The sequence below is a fragment of the Nocardia sichangensis genome, from assembly GCF_047200615.1.
GTDB classification, from domain to species: Bacteria; Actinomycetota; Actinomycetes; order Mycobacteriales; family Mycobacteriaceae; genus Nocardia; species Nocardia sichangensis.
On record NZ_JBJZOK010000021.1, the window covers coordinates 72,811 to 95,974 of the forward strand.

At 70.6% G+C, this 23,164-nt stretch carries 6 protein-coding genes; 2 read left to right on the forward strand and 4 right to left on the reverse strand.

Annotated features, from left to right (window positions below):
• Window positions 1-30 precede the first annotated feature (30 nt).
• Window positions 31-16,725: an SDR family NAD(P)-dependent oxidoreductase gene (locus ACL03I_RS26365; RefSeq protein ID WP_412807191.1), complete on the reverse strand. Its 16,695-nt coding sequence runs from the start codon at window positions 16,723-16,725 to the stop codon at window positions 31-33.
• A gap of 1,655 nt (window positions 16,726-18,380) precedes the next feature.
• On the opposite strand from ACL03I_RS26365, the gene ACL03I_RS26370 reads away from it, so the two are divergent.
• Window positions 18,381-18,986 carry a YdcF family protein gene (locus ACL03I_RS26370; RefSeq protein ID WP_397074697.1) on the forward strand — a complete coding sequence of 202 codons (606 nt, stop codon included), beginning with the start codon at window positions 18,381-18,383 and terminating at the stop codon, window positions 18,984-18,986.
• A 44-nt stretch (window positions 18,987-19,030) separates the two neighbouring features.
• Window positions 19,031-20,068, forward strand: coding sequence for a fused (3R)-hydroxyacyl-ACP dehydratase subunits HadA/HadB (locus tag ACL03I_RS26375; RefSeq protein ID WP_355078395.1), 1,038 nt, complete (start codon window positions 19,031-19,033; stop codon window positions 20,066-20,068).
• 15 nt (window positions 20,069-20,083) lie between these two features.
• On the opposite strand, the gene ACL03I_RS26380 is transcribed toward ACL03I_RS26375, so the two are convergent.
• From ACL03I_RS26380 to ACL03I_RS26390, 3 genes are read right to left on the reverse strand one after another with little or no spacing between them, the layout of a single operon-like run.
• Window positions 20,084-21,118: an LLM class flavin-dependent oxidoreductase gene (locus ACL03I_RS26380; RefSeq protein WP_412807192.1), complete on the reverse strand. Its 1,035-nt coding sequence runs from the start codon at window positions 21,116-21,118 to the stop codon at window positions 20,084-20,086.
• Window positions 21,119-21,158: 40 nt separating this feature from the next.
• Window positions 21,159-22,175 (reverse strand): alpha/beta hydrolase, encoded by a 1,017-nt coding sequence (locus ACL03I_RS26385; protein WP_355078397.1) that lies wholly within the window; start codon window positions 22,173-22,175, stop codon window positions 21,159-21,161.
• An 8-nt stretch (window positions 22,176-22,183) separates the two neighbouring features.
• Window positions 22,184-23,134 carry an acyl-ACP desaturase gene (locus tag ACL03I_RS26390; RefSeq protein WP_355078398.1) on the reverse strand — a complete coding sequence of 317 codons (951 nt, stop codon included), beginning with the start codon at window positions 23,132-23,134 and terminating at the stop codon, window positions 22,184-22,186.
• Window positions 23,135-23,164 lie beyond the last annotated feature (30 nt).

Sequence of the window (23,164 nt, forward strand, 5' to 3'; positions counted from 1 at the left end):
TCGATGCCGCGTGCCACGCCCGCCCGGCGGTCATCGCGGATCTCCGTCACTGCCTGCCGCCGACCGCGCGAGGATCGGCTCCTTGTCATCGAGTTCGCTCAGCCAGCGCCGTATCTCGGCCGCGACGGCCGAGGTCGCCGCCCCGATGATCGAGAAGTGGTCGGCGTCGAGTTCGACCGTCTCGCCGGTGTGCAGCCAGGCGGGCACCGGCTCGGCGAGGTCGAGCCCCGGCAGCGGTGTCGCGGCCCGCAGGTCGAACGTCGGCGCGGTGATCGACAACGGCCTGCGCTGCTCGAACAGGCGCGCGTATCTCGCCATGGCGACCAAGCCGTGATCACCGATCTCGGTGACCTCGTGGCCGAGGTCGAGTACGGAGCCGATCGCGCTCAGCAGCACCCGGCGGTTCTGTTCCGGGTCGTCGGGTGAATACGTGTCGAGCAGGATCACCGCGGACGGTCCGCGCCCGTCCCGCTCGAGCCGATGCGCCAGCGCATGCGCGATCGCGCCGCCCGCCGAGTAGCCGAGGAGCACGACCGGCCGGTCGTCTCCGCGGTTGCGCACCGCCGCCGCCAAGTGATCCAGCAGCACATCCCACGACTCGGGCAGCGCCTCGCCCGGCTGCGTACCGGGCAGGCGCAGCGCCGCGATCGACCGATCGCCGCCGAGTTCCCTGGCGAGCCGGGCGAACTGGTGCGGCCCGGTGCCGACCACGAACGACGGAACGCACAGCAGTGTCGCCGCTCCGGCGCCCCTGCTCAGTGGGATCGGCGCCGGATCACCGGACCCTGCCGCAGCGGTGAAAGTGTCGACGAGTTCGGCGCTCTCCAGCAGCATCGGTATCGCGGCGCCGACCCGGCCACGCCGGTGCGCTGCCAGGACCAGCTCGGTGAGCGCACCCCTCGCCCCGGTTTCCACGGGTATCGCGGGCGCGGCGGCGGGCTCGTCCACGGGCACCATCTCCGCGATCCGGGAACCCAGGTACGCCGCCAGGGCCTCGCCGGTGGGATGGTCGAAGACGAGTGTCGACGGCAGCGCCAGCCCGGTGGCCTTGGCGAGGCGATTGCGGAACTCGATGCCGGCCAGCGAGTCGAATCCCAACTCCGTGAACGGAGCACGCGGATCGATCACGTCGCCGGAAGTGTGGCCGAGACTCGCTGCGATGTGCTCCCGAACGGCGGCGAGTACGACGCCTGCGCGCTCCGCTTCGGCGGTCGCGGCAAGCTGCTGTGCCAGCGAACGCACCCCGCCTGCCCGTCGCGGCGCCGCGGTGACCAGGGAACCGAGCATCCTGGGCAACGCACCCGATGCGGCCAGTGCGTTCAGCACCGCGGAATCGAGACGCACGCCGACACCGGTCGGCTCGCCCGCGGCCAGCACGCTGTCCAGCAACGCCATTCCGTAGTCGTCGTCCAGCGGTATCAGGCCCTCACGGCGCATCCGCGCGATGCCGGTCTCGGTGAGGGTGCTCGTCATGCCGCTCTCCGCGCGCCACGGTCCCCACGCGATGGACGTGGCGGGCAATCCCCGGTGGTGCCGGTGCTGGGCGAGCGCGTCGAGGAAGGCGTTCGCCGCCGCGTAGTCGGCCTGGCCCGGGCTGCCGATCGTCCCCGCGAACGAGGAGAAGAGCACGAACATCGACAGTTCGAGATCGGCGGTGGCTTCGTGCAGATACCAGGCCGCGTCGGCCTTCGGCCCCAGCACCGTCGCGAGCCGCGCCGAGGTGAGGTCGGTCAGGAGACCGTCGGCGAGAGCGCCCGCGGTGTGCACGACCGCGGTGAGCGGATGTTCCGGCGCCACGGTGGACAGCAGCCGGTCGACGGCCGCCCGATCGCTCACATCACAGGACCGCACCTCCACATGTGCGCCCAGTTCGGTCAGTTCCGCCGCCAGTTCCGCGGCACCCGGCGCGTCCGGGCCGCGCCTGCTCGCCACCAGCACCCGGCGCACACCGTGCTCGACGACCAGGTGCCGGGCCGTGAGCGCACCAAGGCTTCCGGTGCCGCCGGTGATCAGCACCGTGCCGTCGGGATTCGGCCGCGGCGGCCGTGTCCGGTCCGCCCCGCCCCGGCTCAACCGCGGCACGTACACCGCACCATCGCGCACGGCCACCTGGGATTCCTCGGCCATGGCCAGCGCGGCCGCGACGGCACGGCGGTATCCCGACCGGTCCGCCACGTCGACCAGCACGATCCGTCCCGGGTTCTCGTGCTGCCCGCTGCGCAGGAGGCCCCACACCGCCGCGCCCGCGAGGTCCACCGGCGCGGCGGGCGTCACGGCGACCGCACCGCGGGTGACCACGACGACGCGATCGTGGCGGGTCAGCAGTCCGGTGACCCGTTCCGCCGTCTCGGCGAGCCGGGTGCGCACCACGCCGGGCACATCGCTGTCCACCGGTGTCTCTTCGACCTGGATCACGGCGACGGAACCTCCGTCGACGCGCACGAACTCGTCGGCGCCGCCGCGTGTCCAGTGCTCGTCCGCGACGAGTCCGGTGTGTTCCGCCACCGGCACCGGGACCCACCCGAGCCGATACGGGTCGTGCCCGGTCGGGGCGGCGCCTGCGGAACGCAGCGTGTCGATCGGAATCGGGCGCATGGTCAACGCCGAGATCCGGAAGATCCGCTCCCCGTGCGGATCGGTGAGCGTCACCGCGATCGGCTGGTTGTCCCGGTCACCGGATCCGGACTCGGCCGCGGTCAGCCGTACCCGCGCCGCGCCCGCGCCCACGGCGTGCAGGTCCACGTTCTCCCACGAGTAGGGCACGTAGATCTCGTCCGGAGCGGGTTCTCCGGTGAGCCCGGTGAACCGGATCGCGTGCAGTGCCGCGTCCAGCAACGCCGGATGCAGCCCGAACCGATCGGCCGCCGAATGCTCTTGTTCCGGCAGGCGCACCTCGGCGAAGACCTCTTCGCCGCGCCGCCACAGTGCGGTCAGTCCCTGGAACAGCGGCCCGTGCCCGTAGCCGCGGTCGGCGAACTCGGTGTACATATCGCTGATATCGACCGGCTGCGCCCCGGCAGGCGGCCAGGTTTCCGTCGTCGGGTTCGCCTCGGCCGACGGCGTCTGCGCGACAAGGGTTCCGGTAGCGTGCCGGATCCATTCCGCCTGTTCCGGCGCGCCGGAACGACGCGGGCGCGAATACACCGACACCGCACGCGCGCCGGTGTCGTCGGGGCCGTCCGCCAGCACGCGCAATTCGACCGAGCCGTCGGCGGGCACCGCCAGCGGCGCCGTCACCACGAGCTCGGCCAGGCGCGGGGTGCCGGTCAGCGCGCCGATGTACAGCGCCAGCTCGGCGAAGGCCGTGCCGGGCAACAGCACCGTCCCGCCGATCATGTGGTCGGCCAGCCACGGATGGCTCGACAGCGACAACCGGCCGGTCGCCACCACACCGTGCGAGTCGGGCAGCCAGACCGCGGCGCCGAGCAGCGGATGGTCGACATCGTCCAGGCCGGAGGACCGCACGTCGGGGGTGTGTTCGATGGCGGTCAGCCAATACCGCTGGTGACGGAACGCGTAGGTGGGCAGGGGGATTCGCCGCGACGAGCCGCCCTCCCACAACGGCCGCCAGTCCACCGTCGTTCCGGCGACGTGCGCACGCGCCAGGAACGTCACGAACTGGCGCGCTTCCGCTCCCACGCGACGGGCCGCCGGGGCCGTCAACCATCCGCTCCCTGGCTCGTCTCCGATGACGCCGCGGGTCATGGTCGTGAGTACGGCGTCGGGACCGATTTCGAGGAACCGGCGCACGCCGGTGTCGGCCAGCGCCCGGATGCCGGGCGCGAACCGGACGGCCGCGCGGATCTGACCGACCCAGTACTCCGGGTCGGTGAAGGTCTCCCCCACCGCTCCGGTCACATTCGACACGATCGGCAGCATGGGTTCCCGGTAGGTCAGTTTCTCGGCGACCGCGCGGAAGCCGGCCAGCGCGGGTTCCATGCGCGCGGAGTGGAACGCGTGGCTGACCTGCAGCCGCGTCGTCTTGCGGCCCTGGGCCGCGAAAGTTCGTTCCAGCTCGTCGATCGCGTCCGCGTCGCCGGAGATCACCACCGCCTCCGGCGCGTTGACCGCGGCGATCGACGCGCGGTCGCCGAAGCCGGTGAGTAGTCGCGCCGCATCGGTTTCGGAGACGGATACCGCGAGCATGGCCCCGCCTTCCGGCAGCGCCCCCATCAACCGTCCCCGCGCCGCCACCAACACGCAGGCGTCGGGCAACGACCACACTCCCGCCACATACGCGGCCACCAACTCACCGATCGAATGCCCGATCAGCACGTCCGGGGTGATCCCGAACGACTCCACCAACCGGAACAACGCCACCTCGAACGCGAACAAGGCGGGCTGCGTCCACTCGGTCCGGTCCAGCACACCCGACGGATCGGCGAACATCACCTCCCGCAACGACGGCACGGGATCGCCCACCGAAAGCGAACGCGCCGCGTCGGCCGAGTTCTCGCGCAGCCGATCGAATTCGGCGCACACCTCGTCCAACGCGTGGGCGAACACGGGGTAGGCCGAGTACAGCTCGGCGCCCATGCCCACGCGCTGCGCGCCCTGTCCGGTGAACAGGAACGCGGTCCTACCCGATCCGGCCGTCCCTTCGACCACGCCGGAACCGGTACCCGCGGCCAATTCCGCCAGTCCCGCCAGCAATTGCCGCCGATCACGGCCGAGCGCGGCGCCACGCCACTCCAGCTGCGCGCGGGTCTCCACCAGGGAGCGTCCGACAGCACGGGCGTCGGCGTCGGGATGCTCGGCCGCCCAGGCGCGCAGCCGCTCCGCTTGCGCCCGCAGACCGGCCTCCGATTTCGCCGACACCACCCACGCGATCACACCGTCCGGATCGCAGCGGTGGTCCCGCACGGCGGGCCGTTCGTCGCGTGCGGGCGCTTCTTCCACGATGACGTGCGCGTTCGTCCCACTGATCCCGAACGACGACACCCCCGCCCGCCGTACCCGCTGCCCCGCGGGCCAGGGCTCCGCTTCGGTCAGCAACCGCACCGACCCCGCCGACCAATCCACGTGCGGCGAGGGAGCGTCCACGTGCAGCGTCCTCGGCAGCATCTCGTGCCGCAGGGCCTGCACCATCTTGATCACGCCGCCCACGCCCGAGGCCGCCACCGAATGGCCGATATTCGACTTCAACGAACCGATCCGCACGGGTTCGGTCCGCCCTTGCCCGTAGGTCGCGATCAGCGCCTGCGCTTCGATCGGATCGCCCAGCGGAGTTCCCGTGCCGTGTGCCTCCACCGCGTCGACGTCGGCCGGCTCCAAGCCCGCCGCCGCCAGTGCCGACGCGATCACCCGCTCCTGCGAGGGACCGTTCGGCGCGGTCAGGCCGTTGGACGCACCGTCCGAATTCACCGCCGACCCCCGGATCACCGCCAGCACCTCGTGGCCCGATCGCCGAGCGTCCGAAAGCCGTTGCAGGGCGAGCACGCCGACCCCTTCCGACCAGCCGACGCCGTCCGCGCCCGCGGCGAACGACTTGCACCGCCCGTCGGGCGCGAGCCCCCGCTGCCGCGCGAAGTCCACGTACAGCTCCGGGCTGCCCGACACCGTCACACCGCCGGCCAGCGCCAGCGACGTTTCCCCGTTTCGCAGCGCCTGGCAGGCCAAGTGCAGCGCCACCAATGAGGAGGAGCATGCCGTGTCCACCGTCATGGCCGGACCCTGCAGGCCCAGGACGTAGGCCACCCGTCCCGAGGTGACGCTGTCGGAGTTCCCGGTCATCCGGAATCCCTCGTACGCGCCGACCACCCGCTCGGAATAGCCGGACGGGGTCGCCCCGACGAACGCTCCGGTGTCGCTGCCGCGCAGCGCGGTCGGATCGATACCGGCGTCTTCCAACGCCTCCCAGGCGGCCTCCAGCATCAGCCGCTGCTGCGGATCCATGGCCGTCGCTTCCCGGGGGCCGATCCCGAAGAAAGCGGCGTCGAACGCGCCCGCGTCGGTGAGGAAGCCACCCTCGCGCACGTAGGTGGTGCCTGGTTCGTCCGGGTCCGGGTGGTACAGCCGATCGAGGTCCCAGCCCCGGTCCGTGGGGAACGGCGTGATCGCGTCGGTACCCGAGACCAGTAGCTGCCACAGCTGCTCGGCGGAACTCACGCCGCCGGGATAACGGCAACTCATGCCGACGATGGCGATCGGCTCGTCCGTGCGAGTCCGCGACGTCACCCGCACCGGACGTGGTCGCGCGGCCGGAGCGTCACCGAGCCTGGAGACGAGGAAACCCGCCACCGCGCGGGAACTCGGATGGTCGAATACCAGGGTCGAGGGCAGCGACAGCCCGGTGGCCTCGGCCAGCCGGTTGCGGAATTCCACACCGGCCAGCGAGTCGAAACCCAACTCCGTGAACGCGGTATCGGGGTCGATCGCCTCCGCGGTGGCGTGCCCGAGCACGGCCGCCGCCTGCTCCCTGGTCACGGCGAGGGCCACCTCGGCACGGTCGGCGGGCGCGGCCGACGCCAGCCGACCGACCGGATCCCCACCGGCGCGAGCGGTCCGCGTGGACGAGGGCGCCAGCGCACTCAGCAGTTTCGGGAGCGCTCCCGCCTCGGCCTGCTCCGCCAGTCCCGATCGATCGAATTCCGCGCCGACCACCAGCGCCGAGCCCGCGGTGAGTGCGGCGTCGAAGAGGGATAGTCCCGTCGTATCGCCGAGCGGGCGGAAACCCAAGCGCCGCAGTCGTTCCAACCCCGCCGTACCGAGGTCGCCAGTCATTCCCGTGCCCGCGTTCCACGGCCCCCAGGCCACCGACACCGCGGGCAGGCCCGCGGCACCGCGCAGCCGGACCACCGCGTCGGCGAACGAGTTGGCCGCCGCGTAGTTGCCCTGGCCCGGCGAGCCCGCCAGCCCCGCGAGCGACGAGAACACCACGAACGCCGAAAGATTCGCGTCCCGCGTCGCCTCGTGCAGCAGCCAGGTGCCGTCCACCTTCGGGCGCAGCACCCGATCCACTTGCTCCGTGGTCAGGGTCTCGACGATGCCGTCGTCCACCACGCCGGCGGCATGCACGATGCCGGACAACGGGAACCGCTCCGGCACCGACGCCAGTACCGCGATGAGCGCGTCGCGATCGGCGATGTCACACGACTCGACATCCACTCGCGCGCCCAGCGCCGACAGCTCCGCGAGGAGTTCCGGGACCCCGGCGGCGTCGCGACCGCGTCGCGAGACCAGCAAGAGCCGCCGAACTCCGTGCTCGGTCACCAGATGTCGCGCGATCAGCGCGCCCAGCCCGCTGGTGCCGCCGGTCACCAGCACCGTACCCGTCCCGAACGACATCGCCCCCGGGTCCGGTGCGGCCGCGATCCGGCGCACCCGTGGCGCCGACAACCGGCCGTCGCGCACCGCGACCTGTGGTTCGTCCGCGGCCAGCGCCGCAGCCACCACTCCGGCATCGATCTCGCCGTCCCGATCGAGCAGCACGATCCGGCCCGGATGCTCCGCCTGCACGCTGCGCAGCAGGCCCGCGACGGCAGCGGCCGCCGGGTCGGGCGACTCGCCCGGCAATCCGAGCGCGTTCCGCGTCACCACGATCAGCCGCGCCCGGTCGTACCGCGTGTCGGTCAGCCACGACCGCGTCAGTTCCAGTGTCCGCGTGACCCATTGCCTGCCCGCTCGCGCCGGGTCCGCGCCCGCTTCCGCGGTCTCGGCCACCCAGACGATCGTTGCCGCGTCCTCATCGGCGTCGATCGATTCGCTCAGGTCGGTGACGCGCAGGTCGATTCCCGCCACGCTTCCCGCACCGAGCACCGCCATCGATCCCGTCGGCTCGGCGGCGACGGCGGACACCGGCACCCACTCCAGACCGTGCAGCGGCACCGGCGCCGTATTCGACCGGACCCGCTCCACCGTGCGCCGCTCCACCGGATGCACCACGACGGATTCCGTGCCCAGCACCGGTGCGCCGGTCTCGTCCACCACATCCATCCGGATCCGGTAGTCGCCCGACAGCACCGCGCGGACCCGGACCGGCCCGGAACCGGACCGGGCCAGCCGCAGGCCCCCGACCGTGACCGGCAGCGGAACCCGCCCGGCGGGCAGCTCGTCCATGACGAAGTCGAGCGCGGGGTGCAGACAGGCGTCGAACAACGCCGGATGAATGCCGTAACCCGACGCCGCCGCGGCGGTGGCGTCGTCCAGCGCTACCTCGGCGAACACCTCGTCGCCGCGCCGCCACACCGCGCGCATCCCACGGAAGGCGGGACCGTATTCCATTCCCAGACGCGCGATCCGCCGATAGATCGCCTCGTCGTCGAGTTGTTCCGCGCCCGCGGGCGGCCATACCCGATCCCAGCCGGTGGCGAGTTCGGGGCCGGGGTCGGCGGCGAGCACGCCACCGGCATGGGGTACCCATGCCTCGGCGTCGTCGAGGTCCGCGGTGCGGGAGTACAGGGTGAAGCTCCGCCGCCCGTCCGCTTCGGCCGCACCCACCGACACCTGCACGTCGACGGCGCGCTCACCGAGGGCCAGTGGGATGTCCAGCCGCATCTCCTCGACCGAGCGCATCCCGAGCCGATCGCCGATCGCCGACATCAGTTCCAGGTACGTCGTCGCCGGTACCACCGGCGTACCGAACACCACATGATCGGCGATCCACGGCTGCCTGCTATTCGACAGCTGCCCGGTGAACAGCCATTCGTCCTTGCCCGCCACCGGCACTGCGTCCAGCAGGATCGGATGGTCGACGGCGCCCGCCGCGACCGGCCGGACCACGTCCAGCCAATAGCGCCGACGCTGAAAGGCGTAGGTGGGCAGTGGAATACGCTTGGGGGACCGCCCCTCCGACAAGGGCTCCCAGTTCACCTCGACACCGGCGTTGCAGGCATGCCCGAGGAAGCCAAGGAACTGGGTGACCTCGTCGACGCCGCGCCTGCTCGCCGCCGCCACGACGGACCGGGACCCGACCTCGTCGGGCAGGCACTGACGGGTCATCGCCGTCAGCACCGCATCGGGGCCAACCTCGAAGAACTTCCGGACACCGAGGTCCACCAGCGCGTCGACCCCCGGGGCGTAGCGCACGGTGTCGCGGACATGACCGGCCCAGTACAGCGAATCCGAAAGCGCTTCGCCCCCCACGACGCCGAACACGTTCGACACCACCGGCAGCAGCGGGCTCCGGTAGTCGAGACCGGCGGCCATCGCCTCGAATTCCGGCAGCATCGGTTCCATCGACGCCGAGTGGAACGCGTGGCTGACCCGCAACCGTGACGTCTTGATCCCGTCCGCCGTCAGCACGGATTCCACCTCGGCGACGGCACCTTCGGTACCGGAGATCACGATCGCGGAGGGTCCGTTCACCGCCGCGATCGACAGTTCGCCGCGGAATCCGGCGATGAGCTCGGCCCCTCGCTCCGGCGGGACGGCCGCGGCCAGCATCGCGCCGCCTTCGGGCAGCGCGCCCATCAACCGCCCCCGCGCCGCCACCAACGCGCACGCGTCGGCGGTCGACCACATCCCCGAGACGTACGCCGCGACCAGTTCGCCGATCGAATGCCCGATCAGCACGTCCGGCGTGATCCCGAAGGACTCGATCAACCGCACCATCGCCGCCTCGTAGGCGAACAACGCGGGCTGGGTGTACTCCGTGCGGTGCAGGAGGTCCGCACCCGCGGCACCGAAGACGATGTCCCGCAGCGACATTCCAGGCTCGGGAAATTCGAGCAGACCGTCGAATTCGGCGCACAGCTCGTCGAACGCCGCCGCGAAGACCGGGAAAGTCGCGTAAAGCCGAGCGCCCATGCCGACTCGCTGCGCCCCCTGCCCGGTGAACAGGAACGCGATCTTCCCGCCGACGGGGCCGCCCTCGGCCACTCCCGGCGACCCCGCACCGGTCGCCACATCCGCCAGCCCGGCCAGCACGGCCGCGCGGTCGCCCGCGACCACCGCTGCGCGCCGATCGAATCGGGCCCGCGTCGTGAGCAGCGAATGGGCCACGTCCACCGGGTCTGCGTCGGGCCTGGCCGCGAGCCACTCGCGCAACCGAGCGGCCTGCGCCCGCAGTCCCGCCTCGGTTTTCGCCGACAGCAGCAGCGGCATTCCCGGCGAAGCGTCCGCCGGTTTCGTCACCGCCGCGCGCTGCGGGGCTCCCGGCGCTTCCTCCACGATGACGTGCGCGTTGGTTCCGCTGATCCCGAACGCGGACACCCCCGCCCTGCGCACCCGCTCGACCGAGGCCGACCACGGCCGCTGTTCGGTCAGCAACCGCACGGCCCCAGCCGACCAGTCCACGTGCGGCGACGGAGCGTCCACGTGCAGCGTCTTCGGCAGCATCTCGTGCCGCAACGCCTGCACCATCTTGATCACGCCACCGATCCCGGCGGCGGCCTGGGCGTGCCCGATATTCGACTTCAGCGAACCGACCCACAGCGGCTCGGTCCGGCCCTGCCCGTAGGTCGTCATCAACGCCTGCGCTTCGATCGGGTCGCCCAGCGGAGTGCCCGTGCCGTGCGCCTCCACCGCGTCCACGTCCTCGGGAGCCAGCCCCGCGGTGGCCAGCGCCGCCGCGATCACCCGTTCCTGCGACGGACCGTTCGGCGCGGTCAGCCCGTTGGACGCACCGTCCTGGTTCACCGCCGAACCCCGGATCACCGCGAGCACGTCGTGACCGAGCCTGCGCGCGTCCGACAGCCGCTCGAGCACCAGCACACCGACGCCTTCGGCCCAGCCGACACCATCGGCCGAGGCCGAGAAGGCTTTGCACCGCCCGTCCCGGGAAAGACCGCGTTGCCGGGAGAACTCGACGAACATGAACGGCGTCGACATCACCTGGGCGCCACTGGCCAGCACCAGCGAACTCTCCCCTTGGCGCAGCGCCTGACAGGCCAGGTGGATGGCCACCAGCGAGGAGGAGCAGGCGGTGTCGATCGTGACCGCCGGACCCTCGAATCCGAAGGTGTATGCCACGCGACCGGAGAGCACGCTACTGGTGGAACCGGTACCGATATAACCTTCGGCTACCGAACCCGCGGCCTTGGCGATCTCCTCGTAGTCCTGATAGGAGACCCCGGTGAACACGCCGGTGTCACTGCCGCGCAATACCGACGGATCGATACCGGCGTGCTCCAGCGCTTCCCACGACGCCTCCAGCAGCAACCGCTGCTGCGGATCCATCGCCGCCGCCTCGCGCGGACCGATTCCGAAGAAGCCCGCGTCGAAATCGGCCATGCCGGAAAGGAATCCACCTCGGTCCAGGTAGGAGGTTCCCGGGTGGTCGGGGTCGGGATCGAACAGCCGATCCAGATCCCACCCGCGATCGACGGGGAACGCGCCGATCGCGTCCGCACCGGCGGCCACCAGGTCCCACAGTCCATCCGGCGATTCGATACCGCCCGGGTACCGGCAGCTCATCCCGACGATCGCGATCGGCTCGTCGGCACGGATCCGGCGCGTCACCCGCGCGGGCCGCCCGGCGTCGGTTTCGGTCGCCTCGCCCAGCCGCGAGCGCACGAAGGCCGCCACCGCCGCGGCGGTGGGGTGATCGAACACCAGTGTCGAGGGCAGTTGCACGCCGGTCGTCTTGGCGAGGCGATTGCGGAACTCCACACCGGCGAGCGAATCGAAGCCCAGTTCGGTGAACGGCGCCGTCGGATCGATGGCGTCGCCGGAGATATGGCCGAGCACACCGGCGACCTGTTCGCGGACGACGTCGAGCACGATCGCCGCACGCTCCTGCGCGGGCGCGGCGGCCAGCCGCCGCGCCAACGTCCCACTAGTCTCGGCGGCCCGCCGCACCGGCACCGTGACGATCGACTGCAGCAGTCGCGGCAGCGACCCTTCCCTGGCCTGCACCGCCAGTGCCTCGGTGTCGAACTCCGTCGCGATCACGACCGGCGACGCCGCGGCGACGGCGCGATCGAACAGCGTCAAGCCATCCGCCGTTTCCAACGGCCGCACGCCGAGGCGACCCATCCGCGCCATCGCCGCGCCGCCCAGCCCACTGGTCATGCCGATGCCCTGGTTCCACGATCCCCAGGCGATCGATACCGCCGGCAGCCCCGCCGCCCGCCGCCCTGCTGCCAGCGCGTCCAGGAACGCGTTCGCCGCCGCGTAATTCCCTTGGCCGGACGCGCCGACCACACCCGCGACCGAGGAGAACAGCACGAAGGCGGCCGGTCCCAGGCCGCCGGTCAGTTCGTGCAGATGCCAGGCGGCGTCGGCCTTCGACGCCAGCACCCGGTCGAGCTGTTCGGCGGTCAGGGTCTCGATGGTGGCGTCATCGAGCACGCCCGCGGAATGGATCACCGCGCTGGGCGCGAACTCGTCCGACAGATCCGCCAGCAGCGCCGCCACTTCGGCCCGGTCGCCCACATCGCAGGCCGCCACCCGCACCCGCGCGCCCGCGGCGGTCAGCTCGCTCACCAGATCGGCCACCCCGTCGGCCTGTTCACCGCGCCGCGACACCAGCACCAGCCGCCGCACGCCGTGGGTGGCGACGACATGACGCGCCACCTCGGCTCCCAGTCCGCTGGTGCCACCGGTGATCAGCACCGCACCCGCACCGAGACCGTTGCCGTCCGCCGCCGCGTGCTGCCTGCGCAGCCGCGGGACGCGCAGTTCTCCGCCGCGCACGACCAACTGCGGTTCCTCCGACCGCACCGCCGCGGCCATCACTTCGGTCGTGAGGTCGTCCTCGGGTGCGGCGTCGAGGAGAACGAACCGGCCGGGGTGTTCGGCCTGGGCGCTGCGCACCAGACCGCACACCGCGGCCCCGGCCGGGTCAGGGTTCTCGCCCGGCAGGCCCGCGGCACCCCGCGTCAGGATCACCAGCCGCGAATCGTGCCATCGTTCCTCGGCCTGCCATTCCCGTATCAACTCCAGCGCCGCCCGCAGCCAGGTGCGCGTCCGCGCGGTCACGTCGCCATCGGCCGGTCCGTCCGGCGACCACACGACGATCTCCGGCGGCGCCTGGTCGCCGAGCAGATCGGCCGGTGCCGTCCCGCGGCGATCGGCACCCGCGACACTCGCCTCCCCGAGCAGCGCGATCGTGCCCGACGCGCCGCCCGCGACGGCGGCCGCAGGCACCCATTCGATGTCCGACAGGGACGCGCGGCGTGCGGCCCCACCCTCGAGTGCCTTGGCATCCACCGGGCGAGCCGTCAGCGCTTCGACGCTCAGCACGGGCGCACCGGTGTCGTCGAAGGCGGCCACCCGGATGCGTCCGGCCCCCACCCGTTCCAGACGCACCCGAAGCGCCGTCGCCCCGGCGCGATACAGCCGGACCCCACCGAACGAGAACGGCAAAGGCAGCCTGCCCGCGGGCATGTCGTCGGCCAGTTCGGTGATCGCGGTGTGGAAGGCGGCGTCCAGCAGGGCGGGATGGATGCCGAAGGCCGGTCCCTGAGCATCGGGCTCGGTAGCGAGCGACACCTCGGCGAGCAGGTCGTCGCCGTCGCGCCGAGCCGAGGTGACGCCTTGGAACAGCGGACCGTAGCCGAAGCCGAGCCGCGCCAACCGGTCGTAGAGTCCGTCGACCGGCACCGGTTCGGCCCCGCTCGACGGCCATCGCCCGTCCTCCGGCGCGGCGCGCCATCCCGATTCGACCCAGGCGGGCACACTCTCCGCGGCGGCGACGAGGACACCGTTGGCGTGTGAAATCCACTCGCTCGCTTCGGTTTCCCCGGGCGCCACCGCACGCGAATAGATCACGAACCGGCGCGCGCCCGCGTCGTCGGCGGGTTCGACGGTCAGCTGCACGTCGATCGCGACGTCGTCGGTCAGCGACAGCGGCGCTTCCAGCAGCAGTTCCTCGACGAACCCGGCACCGAGCCGGGCCCCCGCGGTCAGCGCCAGTTCCACGAACGCGGCGCCGGGCAGCAGCGCCGACCCGAAAACGGCGTGCTCGGCCAGCCACGGGTGCGTCCGCAACGACAGCCGACCGGTGAACAGCCATTCGTCCCGACCGGCCAACGGCACGGCGCCGGTAAGCATCGGATGATCCGATGACTCGAGTGACGCCTCGATCGCGAGCGGCTCCAACCAGTACCGCTGCCGCTGGAACGCGTACGTCGGCAACGACACACGTTCTGGTGTCCGCCCGCTGAAAAGGGGGCGCCAGTTCACCTCGACACCGGCGGTGTGGGCTTGCGCGAGCATGGTGATGTACTGCGTCACCTCGTCGCCCGAACGGCGCGACGCGGCCGTCACCATCGACTCGGCTTCGATCCGCGGGTGTTCGGCCAGGCAGCGACGTGTCGTCGCGGCCAGCACCGCGTCCGGGCCGACTTCGACGAAGCGGCGGACACCGGCGGCCACGAGAGCGTCCACGCCCGGCGCGAACCGCACGCAACCGCGTAACTGCTCGACCCAATAACCCGGGTCGGTGAATTCGGCCCCGGCGAGCGCCCCGGAGACATTCGACACCACCGCGATCGTGGGCATCCGGTACGTCAGCCGCTGTGCGACTGCGCGGAATTCCGCGAGCATGGGATCCATTCGCGCGGAATGGAACGCATGGCTGACCCGCAGCCGCCAGACCGTGACCCCCGCATCGGACAACTGCCGCTCGACCGCGCCGACGGCGTCCGCGTCGCCGGAGAACACCACCGACGACGGACCGTTCACCGCCGCCACCGACAGTCGACCCTCGTGCGCAGCCGTGATCTCGACGGCCCGCTGCTCGGTGACCGCCGCAGCGAGCATGGCGCCGCCTTCGGGCAACGCCCCCATCAACCGCCCACGCGCCGCCACCAACGCGCACGCATCCGCCGTCGACCACACACCCGCCACATACGCCGCCACCAACTCACCGATCGAATGACCGATCAGCACATCGGGAGTGAGGCCGAACGACTCGACGAGCCGGAACAACGCCACCTCGAACGCGAACAGCGCAGGCTGCGTGAACTCGGTGCGGTGCAGCAAATCCGCACCCGCGGCGCCGAAGACGACGTCCTGCAGCGAGACGCCCGGCCCGAGCAAGCGATCGAATTCGGCGCACAACTCGTCGAACGCCGCGGCGAACACCGGAAACGCCGCATACAACCCTGCCCCCATGCCCACCCGCTGCGCACCCTGACCGGTGAACAGGAAGGCCGTCTTCCCCGATCCGGCCACACCTTCGAGCGCACCGGCGGACGTACCGGCCGCCAACTCCGCCAACCCGGACAGCAACTGGTCACGATCGCTACCGGCCACCGCGGCGCGCCGATTCCATTGCGCCCTGGTTTCGATCAGCGCGGACGCCACGCTCCACAGGTCGGCGTCCGGGTGTTCGAGCAGCCACGCGTGCAGCCGCGCCGCCTGGGCGCGGAGCGCGTCATCGGTCTTCGCCGACACCAGCAACGGAACGACGGTTGCCGCGCACGCCGGACCGGCTTCGGTATCGGCGGACTCGCCGTCGGACCCGGCTACCGGCGCGGGCGCTTCCTCCACGATCACATGCGCGTTCGTGCCGCTGATCCCGAACGACGACACACCCGCACGGCGCACCCGCTGCGCCGACGCGGGCCATGCTTCCGCCTCGGTCAGCAGCCGCACCGCCCCCGCCGACCAATCCACGTGCGGCGACGGCGCATCCACGTGCAGCGTCTTCGGCAACACTCCGTGGCGCAGCGCCTGCACCATCTTGATCACACCGCCGACCCCCGCCGCCGCCTGCGCATGACCGATGTTCGATTTCAGGGAACCGATTCGCAGCGGCTCGTCCCGCTGCTGTCCGTACGCGGCGATCAGGGCCTGCGCCTCGATCGGATCTCCCAGCGACGTGCCCGTACCGTGCGCCTCGACCGCGTCCACATCAGTGGGCGTCAGCCCCGCCGCGGCCAGCGCCGAGGCGATCACCCGCTCCTGTGACGGACCGTTCGGCGCGGTCAAACCATTGCTCGCGCCATCCTGATTCACCGCCGAGCCCCTGATCACGGCGAGCACCTCGTGCCCCGAGCGCCGCGCATCCGACAGGCGCTCCAGCACCAGCACGCCCACGCCTTCGCCCCAGCCCACCCCATCGGCCGCCGCCGAGAACGCCTTACATCGACCGTCCCGCGACAGACCTCGCTGCCGGGAGAACTCGACGAACAGGAACGGTGTCGACATCACCGTGACGCCGCCCGCCAGCACGAGCGACGCCTCTCCGCGCCGCAGCGCCTGGCAGGCCAGGTGGATGGCCACCAGCGACGACGAACACGCCGTGTCCACCGACACGGCAGGGCCTTCCAGGCCCAACGTATAGGCCACCCGGCCCGAGACCACACTGCCCGTCGAACCGATACCCGCGTAGCCCTCCGCGATCGGTCCGGCGGCCCTGGCGGTGTGCTCGTAGTCCTCGTACATGACACCGGCGAACACGCCGGTATCGCTGCCGCGCAGCGAGGTCGGGGCGATACCGGCGTGCTCCAGGGCCTCCCAGGAAGCCTCCAGCAGGAGCCGCTGCTGCGGGTCGGTCGCCGCCGCCTCCCGGGGGCCGATGCCGAAGAATCCCGCGTCGAAGTCGCCCGCGCCGCGCAGGAAGCCGCCCTCCCGCGTGTACACCTTGCCGAAGCGGTCCGGATCCGGGTCGTACAGCCCCTCGAGGTCCCAGCCCCGGTCCGCCGGGAACCCGCCCACCGCGTCCACTTCCGCCGCGACCAGCTCCCACAGCTGCTCCGGCGATTCGACGCCGCCCGGATAGCGGCAGCTCATGCCGACGATCGCGATGGGCTCGTCGATCTTCTCCCGCAACTGGGTCAGATCGTCGCGAGTCGTCATGAGCTCGACGGTGACCTTCTTCAGGTACTCCAACATGCGGTCGGACGATTCACCAGCGCTCGAGTCCACGTTTCACATCCCGGGTATCGCAGGGTCGACGAAGAAACCCGGCGTCGCGAGCAGCGGCGCGGGTCGGCGAGAACTACCGAGTAGTTCGATCAGGTATCGGTGACGAAGCAGCCGGTCGAGGTACCCGCGAGCGGGTTGGCTCGCCCGTGCTCGCCGGCCCGACCGCGTTTTTCGGCAGGAGAATGTTTCTCGGCGGTTACCGAGATGGACATCTCGAGGCCACCTTCACTGACGGTAAATCCGACACCATAGAGCACTTCATATACCACGATTCTTTATTCGCGGCGAACACTCTGTTTCCCATTGCTGAGAAGACGAACCCATGGCACACGCACAATCTTTCTTCGGCAGAGCAAAGCGACAGGACGACCGTCCAGTCGCGTGCTGAGCGTTAGCCTGCCAGCCGTTCCGGTTTCCCGCAAGTGATACGCGGACCTCCCGTGTTTCACAGATCGAACACGGACCGGCCGGGCCACCGCAGGCGAATCGAGCCCCCTACCGGCACACGGAACGAGGAGGGGCGAATGCTCGGCAGCGGGCCGCTTGCATCGATGTCGTGTGTGAATGCCGCGAGTGCGCACCGTCCGACTCGATGGGCAAACCACCGCCGAGACATTCGACGTCGCTGCGGTTCCCGAGCATCGACCCGGCACGGGACGAGGCGAAGCATGCGGTCCGTCTACGTACCGTCCGGCGAAGAAGCGTAACAAACCCCGTTGCTGGCCACCGATACCGAAATCAAAACCGAAAAGTCCATTGCCATTTTCGAACCGACCGAATGGTCCCCATCAATTCATTGAAGTAGACAGATACCACGAGGCCACTTGGAAGCGCCGGAAGAGGTACGGGGTCCGAACCGAATTTAATATCCGCCATTGCACGATTACTCGCGTGCAGCACGAATAACCGAAGCACGCTCCCACCCCGCCGGTCGACACCCGAGTTGTCGCGGTGAGTCGGCATCAACATTATGGCAGCGCAGTTTTGTTCACCTGAACAAAAGTAATTCGAGCCGATCGAATCGATACATCTCGGACACGAATGGCCATGACGGCGGAGACTCGGCACGGCAGCCGCCGAGCGTGGTCGGCCGGGACCGGCACGCCCCGATGCCCACCGAGCGGAGGGTGCGAGGATCCGCTCGGTGGGCACACCGCCGCGCGCCGGGGACGTGCGCGCCGGACAGAGGCGGGTCGAGAGATCCCGTCCGGCGAGCGAAACGCGTGGCGGTCGGTGCTTCCGTCGAGCCCGCGGGCGAGTCAGGGCACGAGCCACGCGCTCGACGGAAACAGGTCATTCGATGGCCGTTCACGCCGATCGACGGCACCGAAGCCGGATCAACGCTAGAACTGGCGAACACGACCCGCCCACCCGCCGCGGCCGGGTCTGGAGACCTCACGAACGTGCTCGACGCGGCTAGGGAAGCGGCACAAAGAAGGCGAAGAAGACCACTCCCGGAATTCGCCGACGAGGTCGTCGGGCACAAGCGAGCGGCTCGCGAACGGTGAATTGTCCAGATCACCAGACGATTACGGTTCCGCAACGGCCTGCGGCCGCATCATGGACGGACGCTGCACCCCAGCCATCGGTGGCCATCCGGTGGCTAACCGCTTGGAGATTCCATGTCCGCCATCGTGGTTCGTCTCGCCCGCACCTTGCTGGGCGTGGTCGCCGTCGCCGCCGCCGCGACCCATCTCCCCTCCGCCGCGGCGGAGGGCTCGGGCTCCGCCGACTGGGGATCCGTGACCGCCGGACCACAGGCGCCGGTCCCCGCGCCCATGCCCACACCGCGCGGACCGGTGACCGCCATCGTCGTGCTCGGCTACGGGCTGCTGCCCGACGGCGCCATGCGCCCGGAGTTGGTCGACCGCCTGCACGCCGGATACCTGCAGGCGTTGCTGGCTCCCTTCTCGCCGATCATCGTGACCGGCGGCAACGCGCACAACGGTGTCACCGAGGCAAGGGCGATGGCGGACTGGCTGATCGCTCGCGGCGTACCCGCGGCGCGCATCCATCTGGAACCGGAGGCGGCCACGACCGTGCAGAACGCCGAACGCTCGGCGACGATCATGCGCGCGATCGGCGCGCGCGACGTCGTGTTGATCACCTCGGCCGACCACCTCGACCGCGCGGTGGGCACCTTCCACGACGCGGGGGTGGACGTCGTCGGCACCGTGACTCCCGAGCAGATGCCGCCCCTGGTCTGGCGGTTCGGTCCGCTCTCGTGACGAGAGCGCGCCGTCGTCCACCATTTCGCGATACAGGAGCAACCATGAACGAGACCGCGGTGAATCCGGCCGATCAGGCCAGATCACTCATCGACCATCGTTACCGTTCCACTCTCCGCTATGAGGTGGAACGGGAAAAGATCCGGGAATTCGCCCGCGCCGTCCAGGATTCCCATCCCGCGCATCGGAGCGAGGACGCCGCGGCCGAACTCGGCTTTCCCGGGCTCATCGCGCCCGCCACATTCAGCTCGATAATCCTCACCAGAGTGCACCGCGAAATTCTGGACACGCTGATCACCGGCTACGACCCGACCCGGATCCTGCACGCGGACCAAGTTTTCGACTTCGGCAGGCCGTTGCTGGCGGGCGATCGCCTGACCTGCGACGTCTATTTCGAATCGTTCCGGCACTTCGGCGATTACGACGTCCTCGCGATCAAGAGCGTGCTCATCGACCAGCACGGCACCGTGGTGCAGACCGGCTCCAGCGCATTGCTCGCCCGGGTGGGCGGTCGCGATCCGTGGTTGGCCGACGCCGTACGCAAGGTCGCCATGGGCCATCGCTCCCCGGACGCACCGGCTCGGGGCAGCGCCGTCGTCCCGGCCGCGGCGGATCACCTCGCGCCGACGCCGCTGCGCCGGATACCGCGTCCGCGCGTCGCTTTCGCCGACCTGTCGGTGGGCGCCGAACTGCCCCTTCGCACCATGCGCCTGTCCCGTGGCGACCTGGTCAACTACGCCGGGGTGACGGGCGAATCCAATCCGGTGCTGTTCGACGAAAGGGTCGCGGTCGCCAGCGGCCTGCCGACCGTGGTCGCTCCTGGCATGCTCAAACTGGGTCTGGCCACCTCGTTCTTGAGCTCCTGGCTCGGCGACCCCGCGGCTCTCACCCGGTTTCGTGTGCAGTTCGCGCACAACGCGCAGCACCTGCGCATACCACCGGTCGGCACCGGCGTGATCCAATTCCGCGGCCGGGTCACCTCCATCGACCCGCGCAGGCGGCGGGCGACCATCGCGGTCGACGCACGCGCCGAGGGACGCAGACTGTTCGGCTATGCCGCCGCCGAAGTGCGCTTCCCGTAGGCGAGCACCGGCTGATCAGGCCGCCGTACCGGCCCGATCGCGGACAGCCACGCGCGACAGGCCGACGAGCGACGCCAGGCGGCGATGCGAATCCAGCCGCGCGTCGCGATCGTAGGTGCTGGTGTGTACGAGGATTTCGTCGGCGCCCGTCCTGCCCACCAGCCGCTCCAGTCGGCCGGCGACCTCGTCCTCGGTTCCGTACAGGTGGCCGCGCAACCCCTCGTCGAAGATCCGGCGCTCCCGATCGGTCATGGTGCGCGCTTCGATTTCCACGGGCGGTATCAGGGGCGGGAACTCGCCATGGGTGCGCGCGTATGCGCCGGACCACGCCTCCGGCAGCAGCAGCCGATGCGCTTCGGGAGTGCTGTCGGCGATCACGATCGAGGCGGAGACCACGACGTAAGGCGCCGCGCCCACCGCGGCGGGGCGGAACAGGGCACGATAGCGCTCGATAGCCTCCACCATGCGGTCCTCCCCGCCGACCGCGGCGATGACCAGCGGCAGCCCGAAGCGGGCGGCCCGCTCGGCGCCGGACCCGGTGGCCAGCAGGAACGCCGGGATACGCAGCCCTTCGGCGGGCCACGCGTGCACCCCCTGTCTGCCCTCGGCGAAGTACCCCAGCAGCTCGGCGAGCTGGGCGTCGAAGTCCTCCGCGTCGCGCTTGTCGTGCCCCAGCGCTCGCCGCACGCCGTCGGTGAACCCGACCGAGCGGCCGAGACCCATGTCGATGCGTCCCGGGTAGAGCGATTCCAGCACGCCGAACTGCTCGGCGACCACCAGCGGCTGGTGGTTGGGCAGCATCACACCGCCCGTGCCGATCCGGATCCGCTCGGTCGCTCCCGCCGCCGCGGCCGCGAGCACGGTCGGCGCCGAGCCCGCCACGCCGGGCACACTGTGGTGCTCCGACACCCAGAAACGGTGATAGCCCCACTGTTCGGCGAGCTGGGCGAACTCGACGGTCTCCCGTAACGCGGCCGGATGGCTCTGACCGCGCCGGACGCGCGAGCGATCGAGAACGGAGAACCGGACAGGGGACAGCGCCGAGGTCATGTCGGTGTCAACGCGAGCGCGCCGTTCTCATTCCGCCGATTCACGACGGCGTGGGCAGCCCCAGTGCCTGCGCAAGCACCCGCCACGCCTTCGGCAGCTGCGCCTGGAAGTCCGGCCAGGTGTGCATGCCCGCCGCGGTGTACTCCAGGGTGGCGGGGATGTTCAGCTGGGACAGGCGGTCGGCGAACCGCTCGGTGCAGGCCCGGGCGCCCGCTTCCAGCGCAGCACCGCCGCCTGCGGTTTGCAGCGCTTCCGCGACCGACGGGGAGTTCGCGACCGACACCAGATCGGCTCCCGTCGGCAGCCCGGTGGCCGCCGAGAGGTAAACGGCGGTGTCGCGCAGGTTCTCCGCATGCAGCAGGCTGTCGTGCGCGGCCCACTCCGGTGAGGTCGGCGGGCCCCAGAGATTGTTCACGTTGCCGCCGCGCGAGGCGACCGTGATGGTGGTCACCGCGTGCCCCAGCGGGTCGGCGGTGGAGTAGCACCCGCTCATCCCGGCGACGGCGCGATACCAGCCCGGATGGCGCTGGGCGAGCATCATCGCCGCCTGCGCGCCCATCGACACCCCGGCGATGGCGCGACGCCCGTCGGTGCGCAGCAGCGACTCCACGATGGGCGGGAGCTCGGTGGTGAGGAACGTCTCCCAGCGGTTGAGTCCGAGTGCGGCGTCCTGCCGGACCCAGTCGCTGTACATGCTGCCGGTGCCGCCGCCGGGCAGCACCACGTCCACCGGCTTGCCCGCGAAGAACTCGGCTGCCGCGCCCTTGGTCAGCCATGCGGACGTGGCATCGCCGTCGACGCCGTCGAGTAGGTACAGCACCGGGCGCGGCGCCGCGCCGCTGCCGCGCAGGATGTCGACGGTGATGATCCGGCGCATCGCCGCCGAGGCGATCGACAGCCGTTCGTGCCCCCCGCCCAGGTCCTCGATCGAGAGCAGCCCGGTGCGGGTCATGGCGGGGTCGACGGCGGGCGGCGGGGTCTGCGGCACCGGATCGGCGAGTACGGGCGCAGCGGCAGCGGTGGCGATGAGGGCCATCGCCACCGCGGTGATCGGCATACGTGGGCTCATCCGGCTGCGGCGGCCCGTTCCGCTTGTCTGGCCGCGGCGCGTTCACGCTGTTCCTCGAACCGGCGCGCGCGGATCTCCAGGTCTTCGAGGTAGGCGTGCAGTTCCTCGCGGGCTCGTTCGCCGTCGCCGGTCAGATCGTCGCGTTCGAAGACGTGCCACGCGCGCAGCACCGGACGCACCACCACATCGAGATGCTGACGCAAGTCGTAGATGCCGTGCTTGGCCAGCAGCACGGCGTTGCGCCGGAAATTCGGCTGGGTCAGCCCAGGCATCTGAAATCGGGTGACCACGCTGGTGATGGCGCGCAGCGCTTCGTTCGGCACCAGGTCGAGGGCCGCGGCGCTGATGTTCCGGTAGAAGATCATGTGCAGGTTCTCGTCGGCGGCAACTCGCTGCAGCATACGCTCGGCGACCGGTTCCCCGCAGGCCGCTCCCGTATTGCGGTGGCTGATCCTGGTCGCGAGTTCCTGCAACGTGACGTAAGCGACCGAATGGAGCAACCGCTCCTCTTCGCCGGGTGTGGCGAAACCGGTGGTCATATGCGCCATCCGCGCCTGCTCCAGCAGCACCGGATCGACCGCGCGGGTCACGACCAGATAGTCGCGCATCACGATGGCGTGGCGGTTCTCCTCGGCGGTCCACCGGCCCACCCAGGTACCCCATACCCCGTCCAGCGAGAACGCCTCCGAGATCTCCCGGTGATACGACGGCAGATTGTCCTCGGTGAGCAGATTGGTGATCATGGCGGTCTGCGCGACCTCGGAAAGCGCGGATTGACCCGGCTCCCAATCGATTCCGCCGAGGGCGGCGAAATTGCGGCCGTCGTCCCACGGCACGTAATCGTGCGGATTCCAGGATTTCGCCTTGCGCAGATGGTCGTTGAGCAGGCGTTCGGCGGTGGGCTCCAGTTCGCGCAGAATATCGCGATCGGTCAACGCGGTGGTCACTCGAACTCCTTTGCTCACCCTCGAGATCAG

Coding starts and splice junctions, on each gene's coding strand:
- ACL03I_RS26380 (WP_412807192.1), bottom strand. CDS start 21,118: ATGACCTCGGCGCTGTCCCCTGTCCGGTTCTCCGTTCTCGATCGCTCG.
- ACL03I_RS26365 (WP_412807191.1), bottom strand. CDS start 16,725: ATGTTGGAGTACCTGAAGAAGGTCACCGTCGAGCTCATGACGACTCGC.
- ACL03I_RS26370 (WP_397074697.1), top strand. CDS start 18,381: ATGTCCGCCATCGTGGTTCGTCTCGCCCGCACCTTGCTGGGCGTGGTC.
- ACL03I_RS26375 (WP_355078395.1), top strand. CDS start 19,031: ATGAACGAGACCGCGGTGAATCCGGCCGATCAGGCCAGATCACTCATC.
- ACL03I_RS26385 (WP_355078397.1), bottom strand. CDS start 22,175: ATGCCGATCACCGCGGTGGCGATGGCCCTCATCGCCACCGCTGCCGCT.